This is a genomic window from Pseudomonas sp. s4 (assembly GCF_046764235.1).
Taxonomy (GTDB): Bacteria; Pseudomonadota; Gammaproteobacteria; order Pseudomonadales; family Pseudomonadaceae; genus Aquipseudomonas; species Aquipseudomonas asiatica.
The window spans coordinates 2,207,170-2,218,696 of record NZ_CP177209.1 but is presented as its reverse complement, the minus strand read 5'-3'; the positions used below and the strand labels follow the sequence as shown (position 1 = coordinate 2,218,696).

At 62.8% G+C, this 11,527-nt stretch carries 8 protein-coding genes; 2 read left to right on the top strand and 6 right to left on the bottom strand.

Annotated features, from left to right (window positions below):
• Positions 1-231 precede the first annotated feature (231 nt).
• Positions 232-849, top strand: a complete 618-nt coding sequence (locus tag ACK56M_RS10545; RefSeq protein WP_015269762.1) for a ferric reductase-like transmembrane domain-containing protein — start codon at positions 232-234, stop codon at positions 847-849.
• 14 nt (positions 850-863) lie between these two features.
• Positions 864-1,352 (top strand): DoxX family protein, encoded by a 489-nt coding sequence (locus ACK56M_RS10540; protein ID WP_054572705.1) that lies wholly within the window; start codon positions 864-866, stop codon positions 1,350-1,352.
• Between the two features lie 150 nt (positions 1,353-1,502).
• Here the strand turns inward: ACK56M_RS10540 and ACK56M_RS10535 are convergent, their stop codons facing one another.
• The 6 genes from ACK56M_RS10535 to ACK56M_RS10510 all read right to left on the bottom strand — a co-directional run bounded on the left by ACK56M_RS10535 (position 1,503) and on the right by ACK56M_RS10510 (position 11,457).
• The gene (locus ACK56M_RS10535) at positions 1,503-2,201 is read right to left on the bottom strand and encodes a DUF2063 domain-containing protein (RefSeq protein WP_015269760.1); all 699 of its coding nucleotides are present in this window, start codon (positions 2,199-2,201) and stop codon (positions 1,503-1,505) included.
• Positions 2,194-3,042 carry a DUF692 domain-containing protein gene (locus tag ACK56M_RS10530; protein ID WP_015269759.1) on the bottom strand — a complete coding sequence of 283 codons (849 nt, stop codon included), beginning with the start codon at positions 3,040-3,042 and terminating at the stop codon, positions 2,194-2,196. Before ACK56M_RS10530 ends, ACK56M_RS10535 begins: the two co-directional genes overlap by 8 nt.
• A 76-nt stretch (positions 3,043-3,118) precedes the next feature.
• On the bottom strand, positions 3,119-3,610 hold the full coding sequence (locus ACK56M_RS10525; RefSeq protein WP_013971966.1) for a hypothetical protein: 492 nt from the start codon (positions 3,608-3,610) through the stop codon (positions 3,119-3,121).
• A gap of 163 nt (positions 3,611-3,773) precedes the next feature.
• Positions 3,774-4,328 carry a DUF4174 domain-containing protein gene (locus tag ACK56M_RS10520; protein ID WP_015269758.1) on the bottom strand — a complete coding sequence of 185 codons (555 nt, stop codon included), beginning with the start codon at positions 4,326-4,328 and terminating at the stop codon, positions 3,774-3,776.
• Positions 4,329-4,527: 199 nt separating this feature from the next.
• Positions 4,528-9,015 (bottom strand): NEL-type E3 ubiquitin ligase domain-containing protein, encoded by a 4,488-nt coding sequence (locus tag ACK56M_RS10515; RefSeq protein ID WP_253153199.1) that lies wholly within the window; start codon positions 9,013-9,015, stop codon positions 4,528-4,530.
• Positions 9,016-9,096: 81 nt separating this feature from the next.
• Positions 9,097-11,457 (bottom strand): DNA polymerase II, encoded by a 2,361-nt coding sequence (locus ACK56M_RS10510; protein WP_137137324.1) that lies wholly within the window; start codon positions 11,455-11,457, stop codon positions 9,097-9,099.
• Between the last annotated feature and the right edge of the window lie 70 nt (positions 11,458-11,527).

Sequence of the window (11,527 nt, the reverse complement as noted above, 5' to 3'; positions counted from 1 at the left end):
GCGGCCTTGTGTCGCGATCGGGCCGCAAAGCGGCCCCGGCAATTCATGCGGCGAAGCTGAAAACCTGGGGCTGCTTCGCAGCCCATCGCGACACAAGGCCGCTCCTACAGGGACTGCGGCGCTTGAGCGACTTCTACAATCCGATACACAACCCCACCACCGCCGACACACTGCAGATACCCCACCCCGACACACTCCCGGTCACACAACCACACCCCGGGAGCCTCCCTGATGAAACCCCTCACCCTTCCCTCCGGCTGGAAGCTGTTCGCCACGCTCGCCGGCCTGACCCTGGCGATGACCGCCGTGGTCCTGGCCAGCCAACCTGATCCGGACGGCCTGCGCAGTGCGATCCGTGCCACTGCGCGCAGCTCCTTCGCGCTATTCCTGCTGGCCTTTCTGGCCTCGTCGCTGGTGACCTTGCTGCCTGGCACCAGCAGCCGCCGCATCCTCCAGGAACGGCGCTATCTGGGGTTGGCATTCGCCTTTTCCCACACCGTGCACGGCGTACTGATCTACCGCTATGCCCAGCAATTCCCCGAGCTGTTCTGGGCCGGCCGCACGTTTACTTCCAGCCTGCCCGGCACCCTCGGCTACCTGTTCCTGCTGCTGCTCACCATCACCTCGTTCAAGGCCCCGATGCGCCTGTTGGGTGGCCATGCCTGGCAGGCCCTGCACAGTACCGGCATGTGGGTACTGGCCGCGGTGTTCTGCCTGTCGTTCTACAAACGCATCCCCATGGGCGGCTGGTACCCGCTGGCGTTCGCCCTGATGTTCAGCGCCATCGCCGTCAAGCTCACCGCCAAGCTGGCCCGTCAGCAACGCCGTAACGCCCGTGCCCTTTCCTGAAGAGAGAATCCAGCATGACCACCTTGACCCGCACCCTGACCACCTTCGACCGCTTCGGTACCTGGAGCGCCGACCTGCCATTGCGGCTGTTTCTGGCCTGGGAGTTTTTTGAATCCGGCTGGGAGAAATTCAATGGCAGCAACTGGTTCGCCGACCTGCAGGCGAACTTCCCGTTCCCCTTCAACCTGCTGCCTGCAGAGCTGAACTGGCAGCTGTCGATGTGGGCGGAGCTGATCCTGCCGTTACTGCTGTTGTTGGGGCTGGGTACCCGGCTGGCCTCGTTTGGGCTGATGGTGGTGACCGTGGTGGCGATTGCCGCGGTGCATTGGCCGGCGCACTGGTCGAGCCTGGCCGAACTGGCCCAAGGTTATGCGATTACCGACCAGGGCTTTGGCAACTTCAAGCTGCCGCTGATCTACCTGGTGGCGTTGCTGCCACTGCTGCTGAAAGGGGCTGGGCGGTTGAGCCTGGATCATTGGCTCAGAGGGCGGTTCTGCAGGTGATATCGCCGGGGCTGCGTTGCAGCCCATCGCCGCGGTTCATCGCCACGACAAGCCAGCTCCCACAGGTACTGCGCAAGATTCTGGGCATGCGCTGTACCTGTGGGAGCTGGCTTGCCGGCGATTGGGCGCAAAGCGCCCCAATACCACGATTCAACATGTACCGATGATGACCCCCTGCTCGCGCAGCCCCTCCAGCAACGCCAGCCCCTCCTCCACAGCACCGCCCAACGCCTGCAACCGCGCCCGCCCACTGCCCTGTTCCAGCGCCAGCAACCGGTACGCCAGCGGCGCCAGGCGCGCGAAGCGCACCTTCAGCCCCGCATCGCGATAAACCAGCAACAAGGTCGGCGCCTCTGGCGCGACCGCTGGCTGGTAATCCGCCCCGATCCGCTCCACCGGCCAGCGATAGGCCAACACCCGCGCCACACACGACAACAGTGGCTCCCCTTCCAGCAGGTCGCCTGCCGGGTCATGGGGCGGGTCCTGCGCATCGCTCAGATACAACTGCGCCTCGACCCACTCATAGTGCGCCAGCTCCAGCTGCCAGGGTGCATCCAGTTCGATGCCTTGCAGGTAATCGACGAACGCTTCGGCAATCTCGGTGAACAACGGTGTCTGGCTGCGATAGTTGGCATAGAAGTCTCGCACTCGGGCATGCCAGCGCGGTTCACCCAACGCCTGGCGCATCACCGGAAAACTGCCGGCCAGCAAACCTTCGATAGCACCATAGAACAGCTCGCGGTAAACCTTCAGGCGCCGGGCCTCCACGCCCGGCGGCGGCGCATGGCGCTGCGGGTCACGCAGGTGTCGGGCCAAGGTGTACTGCTGCTCACGCAAGGCCTCATTCATCTGCATGCCCTCCAGAAGCACGCTGCACAGCACGGATGCGCGCCGTTTCGGCGAGCAGTTCGACCAGCGGCGGGTAGTTGAAATCACGCTCGAGTACCGTCGGTTGCACACCGAAACGCTTACAGGCGACCGCGTACAGCGCCCACACATCCTCCTTCACCGCAGCCCCATGGGTGTCTACCTTGAGGTCCGGCGCTTCATCGTAATGGCCAGCCACGTGCATGCCGGTGACCCGCGCCTGGGGCAAGCCCGCCAGGAATTCGCGGGCGTCGTAGCCGTGATTGCAGGCGTTGACGAATACGTTGTTGACGTCCAGCAGCAGGTCGCAGTCGGCCTCATCGAGGACCGCACGGATGAAATCGAGTTCGCTCAACGCCTGGTACGGCGCCGCGTAGTAGCTGATGTTTTCCACGGCAATACGCCGCTCCAGGTGTTCCTGGGCCTGGCGAATCCGCGCGGCCACATGGTGCACCGCTTCGTCGGTGAACGGAATGGGCATCAGGTCATACAGGTGCCCGTCATCACTGCAGTAGCTCAGGTGCTCGCTGTACAGGCGCACCTGGTGGCGATCGAGAAACTGGCGGGTCTGGCCAAGGAAATGGCGGTCCAGCGGCTCGCTGCCACCCAGCGACAACGACAGCCCGTGGCAGGTAATGGCAAAACGCTCGGCCAACTGCGCCAGGCCCTTGCCATAGGCACCACCCACGGCAATCCAGTTTTCCGGTGCGCATTCCAGGAAGTCCACGGCGCCAGCCTCCATGGCCAGCAGTTCCGGCAACAGGCCGCGGCGCAGGCCAAGCCCGGTCTGTAACGGTGCAGGGGGCAAAGATGTGGGGTGCATGAACAGGTCTCCGCAACAGGCACAACGCCCCGCCTGACCAGCAGGAGGGGCGTTGCGCGGTTCATGGGGCAGAAGGTCAGGACTTGCCGGTCAGGTGGCTGAACAATCCTTCGGGCATGGCCTTGCCATTAGCCTGGTAGATCGCCTTGAGGTGATCCGCCGCCTCCTGTTCGGAGATGAAGCCATCATGGTTGCTGTCGATCTTGTCGAAGTCGCCGGCACGGTCCTTGGCCACCGCCAGGAACTCGTCGCGAGAGACCTTGCCGTCGTGGTTGCTGTCGGTCTTGGCGAACGAGGCATCACCACACTTGCCCTCGCCACACTTGCCTTCGGCCCCGGCCTTGGCGCTGGCGCCGCACTTGCCCTCACCGCATTTGCCTTCGCCTTGGGTGGCCTTTGCGCTGCCACCACATTTGCCTTCACCACACTTGCCCTCGCCTGCCACCTTGGCCGAAGCCAGCTGGTAACCCTGGGCCAACGGCTCGACGGCAAAAGCGCTGCTGCTCAAAGCCATGCTGCCGATCAGGGCAGCGCCGAGCAGGCCGAGGGTGTTTCGTACTTGAGTCATGGTGTCGCTCCACTGTGGTTGGAATGTGGAGCCATTAGGCCGTTGCGGTATGTCGTGGATGTATCGCGCGGGGTGCGGTTTTGTATGGGAATGGGTCTGCAGCGTGGGCAGATACAGTGGGATACACAACGGCCCCAAGGTGCCTCGGGGCCGTCGTGCAGGGTCAGTCTTCCAGCGGCTTGGGCGGCGCGGCAGGTTTGGCGGGCTTGGCGGGCTTGCTGTCCTTGGCCTTGGCTTCCGGTGCCGCTGCAGCCACAGGTTCGGGCGCCGTCATGGCTTTTTCGCTGGCAGGCAGCTCATCGACCGCCTTGAAAATAACCTGCGGGTCAATGGCCCCGCCCTCCTCATCGTCCTTGAGCATGTGCCGTTCACCGTCCTTGCCCACCAGGATCACCTTGGTGCCTTTGCTGGCACCCAGCTTCAACTCGCGGATCAAGGCCATGGTAGTCTGCTGCTCCAGGTTCTTGTCCTCACGCTTGCCCATCATGTTGGCAACGCTGTAGAGCACCAGGTTTCGCTCCTTGAAGGCGGCCTGGGTGGCCGGATCCTTGAGAGCCTCGTTCAACCCACGCAACGTCGGGTCGGCGCTGCTGGGCGCAATGACGACCAAGGGCCTGGCCTTGCCCAGTTCCTTGGCCAGCGGCGCGTCACTGTCGGCAGCAAACACAGGGCCGACGAGCGCGAGCAAGGTGGCGAGGGTCAGTGACCGGACGAGCATGCGTATCTCCTTATTCTCTCGATAAACCAGAAGACTACAGATCAGGGCGAAAGATCCGACAAGCGAGCGTAAACCAGCAAAAGGCCTCCATGTTTGAATGAACAGTAACCGGCGGTTACCAAGTGCGGTCGCTCCCCGTCCCGAGCCCGAAAAAGTACCTCTATCACTTGTAGCTTGAGCATAGTCCAATGCGCCCTGGTCATACCGGCCGTTGCAGAGCCTCGATGGTCAGTTGGAGTTCGGTCTTCTCGGTCCAAAGCCTGATTTCCGCCATCAACCTGGCGGCGTCCTCGGCATCTGCATCCTCTGCCAACTGGTTCTGAAAACTGGCCGGCACTTCCAGTTCGCGCACGTAGCGTTTCTCGAGATAATTTCTCCAGAACGGTTGCTGGACCATCCACACTGCCACCGATTGGTCTGTCTCGTTACGCCTGACTTGATCAGCCGCGCGCATCACCGAAGCGTCATCCAGGTCCGGGATGCCCGCGTGTAGCATGCTCCGCGCGTTGCCAGGGAGGCCCAGGTCATCGCGCAAGCGGATCGAGTAGGCCAGCGCCCATTCGATCGACTCATTGCCCGCACCTGCAGCCTCAGCCTCGCGCAAGGCGATGAAGTCAACCTCCTGTTGCCTCCACAACTGCCGCGCCAGTTTCACCAGGGCTTGTTCCTGGCTCCCAGAGGGGGCAGCCTGCTCGGCGTCCCACACAAGGCATCGGATTTCAAGCTGCTGGAAGACCACCGTGGCATTGTCGGCGCAGTTCTCGACCAGTGCATGGGCGAAAATTTCATTGGCCAGTGCTGCTGACTTGTCCACCTTTTCCATCATGGCCAGAACGCGTGAGGCCAGCATTTCCCCATATCGAGGATGGGTGAAGTCTTGCGAGCGCGTAAGCTGTTTCAGCAGTTGCATGAAGTTCGTCACCCCATCCATTTGCTCGATAGTGCTCCAGCGGATACCCAGATTTTCGCGTTCCACACCGTCCAGGCGGTCCATCCAACGAAACCTGTGAGGGACTGAACTGTCCTCCGGAATGTTCCAGGCCTCCTGCACATCTTCAGCCTGTTGCAGCAGCACAGGATTGCCTGACAGCGCCACGTAGCCTTCCCGCCACAACCGGGACTGGATGAAGTTAGGGGGCAACAGATTGATGAAGTTGTTGGAAGCATCGAGCATGTACAACGTCTGACAATCCGTGATGCCCTCGGGCAGCAGTACCAACCCGGCATTGCGCAAACGCAGTTCGGCCAACTGGTTCATCTGCGCCACAGAAAAGGTCATGTTCAAGCGGTTGTGCGAAAGGTTCAGGTAACGTAACCGGCTGCATTGCGCCAGCACTTGAGCCTGGGACTCGTCCAGAGAGATGCGATTGCCGGACAAGTCGAGTATGCGCAAGTCATTGAGCAACGACAGGCTCTCTGGCAGACGTTGCAACTTGTTGTAGCTCAGTTCCAGCGAGCTCAGATTGGGGAATGAAAGCAGGAATTGCTCTGGTACCTCCTTCAGCAACAGGCTACGCAGGGAAAGCTCGGTAACGTGCGGGAAGCTGAAGAGTGGGCCCAATTCAGGCAATGAGCGCAGGTCATACGCGCTGAACTGCCAAGTTACCGTCAGACGTTCATGCTGAGCGAGAACCTGAGCGGGCACCCGTTCCCGCCAGCATTGCATGAGTGCTTTGCGAAACCGTTTGCGCTCGGGTCGATCGCGATTCAGCAACCCTCGCCACTCCCAGCTTTTCAGGTGGTCGTTCAACCTGCGGGCTTGCTCTTCGAGCACACCGAGTTCGGTGTCGGTATCACGCCCCGAAGCATGCAAGGTGGTCAGCCAATCTTCGATCTGCTCGTCACTGTACGCTGGGTAAAGGTCGCGCAGACGCGCCTCGAACGCCCGGGGTCGAGACGCAGACCGGGCAAAGCATCCCTGGCAGCCGCCCAGCGGGTATCCGACCCTGCCATCCTCCAGGCGCACTGGCGCCAGCATCCATGGCTGTCGAGGGTTTTTGCCCAACACCTGGGCGAGTACCCTGCTGTGCCCGGGCATTTGCCGAGCCAACACTGCTCTCAAACTCGGTGCGTAGGGTTCAGTGATACCGAGTGCCGCATGATCGGCCGGGGCAAACGCTTCCGCCAAGGTCTCGAACAGCTCGCCGGGGCCGCGCAGCTCGAGGCCTAACGCGTCCTCAAGCTCGAACCGCCCGTTGTCATGCACAAGCCTGTAGTTCTGCCCGTCGCCAGCAGTAGTCATTATCGGCTGCGGGCTACCGCCATCGTACAGCCGCCAGCGCGGCCTGGTCTCCCTGACATCCAGAGTCTCCAACAGTGTCAGCGCGACCTTGGCCTGGTCCAGGGTCTGGGGCGTCTCGATGAACAGCGCCTCGCAGGCACGCGCAACGCGTATGCGCAGTACGCTCAGCCTGGCCCTTTCGACCAACCGGAGCGGCACTGTGCCGCCGACCAGTGCCTGAAATTCCGCACCTTCTGCCGACAGCTCGCCCACAAGCTCGCGCGCCGCTCGGCAATGCAGGCTCGGGAACGCCTTGCGCAAGGTTGCCACCGCCGCATCGTCTGGCTCCTGCTGCCCGTCATACACCTGTTGAAACAGCTGGCGCCGCCTTGCCGAGACCTGCGCCGCCAATGCTGGCCCGCCCTGCTCGGTGACGCCAGGCAGGGCGCGGGCCTTCGCCAGCAACGGCGCGTCCTCCGGCACCCGCCCGAGCTTCAAATCGTCCAGCAGGGTTTGCAGCCGGCGATCGATCAGCAGGCGCTCTACGGTATCGACCAGCTCGGCCTCAGGTGGCCGGCCGTACACATGCAGCGCCCGTAGATGGTCTGCATCCAGAGCATGGACGGCCATGGCCTGGTCAATCTGTTCATCATCCAGGCGAGCGAAACGCTCACCAAGGCGGCGGAACATCCTGTGCTTGTCTGTCCAGCTGGCCGGTTGCTCGGTCCATAGCCGCCAGGCACCGGCGTCATTGTGACGCAACAAAGGTCCATGACCACCTCGTGGTGCCAGTTGCCACTCTTCATCTGCGCGCTGGACGATTTCGTAGTTGTGGCCGTCCATGATCATCCAGCTTCTGTCCTGGGCACGGTAGATGCCCATTGCATCGGCCACTTCCCCAGCGGGAGGTGCAGCGCTGCGAAACGGCACCAGGTCTCCATTCCAGAGCTTCTCGCTGCCGTCTTCCAGGCGCGCTGGCACCCACTGGTCCAATGCGGCCCAGGCCCGGCTCGCTTCCCGCCATACCACGGCGGTGACACCGATCACGGCCAGGTCTTTGGTCACGTTGAGCACATGCTCCATTGCGGCGCTGGTATCGCCCTCGCGCCAGTCTTCAACGGCCTGGAACAGCTCGCCCAGCAGGTCCCAGACCATTACCGCCAGCAGCAGTGCATTGAGTGCGGGGATGAACACGCCCGCCACCGTGGCCAGGGTCCAACCCTCGGCAACCAACCTTTGCCGATGGGCTTCCTGGGCCTTGCGGTCAAGGTCTGACACCGGCGTTGCAATCAGCGCAGCATCGTCCTTGATATGGGCAATGCGCGCGGCGGCAAGTTGGGCGAACAACGGCAGCGGGTAGTCCCGCATGTGCTGGTCCATTTCCCGAGTTGCCCAATCGGCGACGCCCACCAGTTCCTTGGCAACCCTGGAGAAGAACTGCTGGCTGTCGCGCCGGCGTACGAAGCGTTTGAAGAAATCCTGATAGCGCTTGTCTCGCAGACGCTTGCCCAAGACCTTGCGGGTGAAGCTTTCCAGGTCGGGGCTTGCGGTCCAGGGACCGTGGGGGTCATCGGGAATATAGACAATGATCTTGCGGCTGACCTTGTCATGAAATACATCGAGTATCACGATCTGTTGCAAGTCGCAGCCGAACGCCTTCAGTTGCCGGGCCACCACTTTCGATTCGTAGAGCGTGCCGGGGCGTCCGTGCTTACACAGGTCCACCACCAGTTCCAGTTCAGCGGCGTTCAGTACGCCATCACTCTTGGCCTTGCACGCATCGATCAGCATGACCGAGCTGTAAAGCTGGGCAAGCGTCGAAGCCATGCTGCGCCAGCCGCTTGCCTGGCTGCTCGGCGCTTTGAGTACACTGTCCAGGTGCTGTTGATAGCGCCTGCCCAGATCCAGCTTGCGGCACAAGCGTGCGAAGGCTGGCGCGGTTGGTGAGGGGAGCCGTTGCGACAGGCTGTCGACGATGCAGTTGTCCTTGTGCTGTTCGTTCCGCCCCTCGCCCGGCGTGAAGTTGTCCAGTGCCGCCTCGATCAGCGGTACGTCGAAATAGTCCTTTTCCACCACCGGGTAGCGCCCCCACACGGTGCCCTGGCTGGGAGCGGTGTAGGTGTACCAGCGCCTGAAATACAGGCCATCGACATTTTCCGTGGTGCCGAATTCTTCCTGCATGGCGTGTCGAAGCAGCGGCTTGACGAAACGGTCGATGCCCTCGATTCGCGCAAGCTCCTTTTCCAGCCACTGTCGACAGGCCAGGCTGTCTTTCAACGCGTCGCGTAATGCAGCATGCTGCGATTCATACAGACCGTTGGCCGGGATGTTCTGCTCGGTCAGCGATACGATTCGCAGCCGGCGAATCCATCTGGGCAGTCGCTTGACGATGAGGTTGTCCTGATAGGCCTGCTCCATGGCCAGCGTATCGGCAGTTGGCGGTTGTTCCTGGCTGGGTGTAGTCACGTTGTTGCGCCTCGGGCTGATCAAAAGGCCCGACACTAGACGCAGGCTTGCCAAGCGATAAGCTAGATAGGTACCACCTCTTCAGAACAGCGCCAGCTGCTGGCCGGTCAACCCTTCGAAACTGTCGCCAACAAAAGGCAGGATGGCATCGGCCACCGGCTGCAGCTGCCGCGTCAGGTAATGCTCGTAGTCCACCGGCGCTTGCAGGTTTTCCAGGGGTTCGGGGCCCGCCAGGGTGATCAGATAGCTGATCCAGCCGCCGCGCTGGTATTGCAACGGGCGGCCAAGGCGGCGGTTGTAGTCATCGGCCAGCCGGGCCGCACGCACGTGCGGTGGCACATTGCGCTGGTAATCGACTAGCGGCCGGCGCAAACGCTTGCGGTACACCATCAGCTCATTCAGCTCGCCCGCCAGGGTGCGCCGTACATAATCGCGCACATACGCCTGGTAAGGCTCCCCGCGGAATATCCGGCCATAAAGCTCCTGCTGGAACTCCCGGGCCAGCGGCGACCAGTCGGTACGCACCGACTCCAGGCCCTTGTAGACCATCTGCTCGCTGCCATCGGCCCGCTGCACCAGCCCGGCGTAGCGCTTCTTGCTGCCTTCGTCCGTACCGCGGATGGTGGGCATCAGGAAGCGCCGGTAATGCACCTCGAACTGCAGCTCCAGCGCGCTATCCAGGCTCATCTGCTCGCGCAGGTGTTCGCGCCACCACTGGTTGACCTCGGCCACCAGCTCACGGCCGATGCGTGCTGCAGTCTCCTCGCAGTGGGCGCCCTTGAGCCAGACGAAAGTGGAGTCGGTATCGCCGTAGATCACCTCGTAGCCCCTGGCTTCGATCAGCGCACGGGTCTGGCGCATGATCTGGTGGCCGCGCATGGTGATCGAGGAAGCCAGGCGCGGGTCGAAGAAGCGGCAGCCGCTCGAACCCAACACCCCGTAGAAGGCATTCATGATGATCTTCAGCGCCTGCGAAAGCGGCGCGTTGCCCTCGCGCTTGGCTGCTTCCCGGCCCTGCCATACCCGCTCGACGATGGCCGGCAGGCAATGCTCGCTACGGGAAAAACGCCCACCCCGGAAGCCTTCCACCGAGTGTTCATCGTCGGGCAGGCGCAAACCTTCGACCAGCCCCACCGGGTCGATCAGGAAGGTACGAATGATCGACGGGTACAGGCTCTTGTAGTCCAGCACCAACACCGAGTCGTACAGGCCCGGGCGCGAATCCATGACGAAGCCACCGGGGCTGGCTTCGTCGGGGCGGCTACCGAGGTTGGGCGCAACAAAGCCAAGGCGGTGCATCTGCGGAATGTACAAGTGGCAGAACGCAGCCACCGAGCCACCGCTGCGGTCCACCGCAAGGCCGGTGACCGAGGCCCGCTCCAGCAAGAATTCGAGCAGGCGGGTGTGGGCGAAGATGCGCGTCACCAGCTCGCAATCCTTGAGGTTGTAGCGCGCCAGCGCCGGCTTGTCCTCGGCGAAGCGGCGGTTGATTTCATCCATGCGCTGGTACGGCGTATCGATGGCCTTGCCTTCACCGAGCAAGGTCTGGGCGACACTTTCGAGGCTGAACGACGGGAAGCTCCAGGTCGCCGAGCGCAGCGCCTCGATGCCGTCGATCAGCAGCCGCCCCGGGGCATCGGCGAACACGTGGCCACCACCGGCATGGCTGCGCAAGGTCATCGGCGCGCCATTGCGTCCCAGTGCCAGTGGTACCTGCAGCAGCTTGGCGTGCTCGTGCAGCAGGCGCAGGTCGAACTGGATCAGGTTCCAGCCGATGATTGCATCCGGGTCGTGCTCGGCCATCCACAGGTTGAGGCAGGCCAGTATATCGGCGCGGTCGGCGCAGTAGTGCAGGTCGAAGTCCAGGCCATCAGCCGTGCCGTTGGCCGGCCCGAGCATGTACACCTGGCGCTGGCCACAGCCTTCCAGGGCAATGCTGTACAGCTCGCCCCGCTCGCTGGTCTCGATGTCCAGCGACACCAGGCGCAGCGGCGGGCGATAACCCGGCAGGGGCTTGAGCTGGGCATCGCAGAGCACGCCTTGGGCATCCGGTTGGCCGGTGAACTGCACCGGGGCGGTGATGAAGCGCTCCATCAGGTAGCGCTCGGGCGGGCGAATATCGGCTTCGAACACCTCGATACCGGCCGTGCGCAGGCGTTGCTCCAACTGCATCAGTTGCCGGTGCTGGCGGCAGTACAGGCCCAGCACCGGGCGGTGGTCAAAGTCCTTCAGCTGCAGCGGCCGCAGCTCGACACCGGCTTCGTTGGCCAGCAGCACCCGTGCGTGCGCTTCCTGCGCCTGGGGGATGAATGCCACCGATGCCTGTGGCGCCAGGCGCAGCTGCCGTGGCCCCTGGTCGGTGGCCAGCCAGAACTCCACGAAGGTGCCTTCGGGCGCGTCATGCCAATGTCGGGTCAGGACAAAGCCCTGCTGCAACTCCACCGCGTCGACCTCTGAATCGTTTGTTGTGCTGATTGCGGCGATTCTACCGCTGACGCACCGTCGCAGCGCA

What these genes read in the sequence shown, in the direction of transcription:
- ACK56M_RS10545 (WP_015269762.1), top strand. Translation starts at nt 232, where the DNA reads ATGAAACCCCTCACCCTTCCCTCCGGCTGGAAGCTGTTCGCCACGCTC.
- ACK56M_RS10540 (WP_054572705.1), top strand. Translation starts at nt 864, where the DNA reads ATGACCACCTTGACCCGCACCCTGACCACCTTCGACCGCTTCGGTACC.
- ACK56M_RS10535 (WP_015269760.1), bottom strand. Translation starts at nt 2,201, where the DNA reads ATGAATGAGGCCTTGCGTGAGCAGCAGTACACCTTGGCCCGACACCTG.
- ACK56M_RS10530 (WP_015269759.1), bottom strand. Translation starts at nt 3,042, where the DNA reads ATGCACCCCACATCTTTGCCCCCTGCACCGTTACAGACCGGGCTTGGC.
- ACK56M_RS10525 (WP_013971966.1), bottom strand. Translation starts at nt 3,610, where the DNA reads ATGACTCAAGTACGAAACACCCTCGGCCTGCTCGGCGCTGCCCTGATC.
- ACK56M_RS10520 (WP_015269758.1), bottom strand. Translation starts at nt 4,328, where the DNA reads ATGCTCGTCCGGTCACTGACCCTCGCCACCTTGCTCGCGCTCGTCGGC.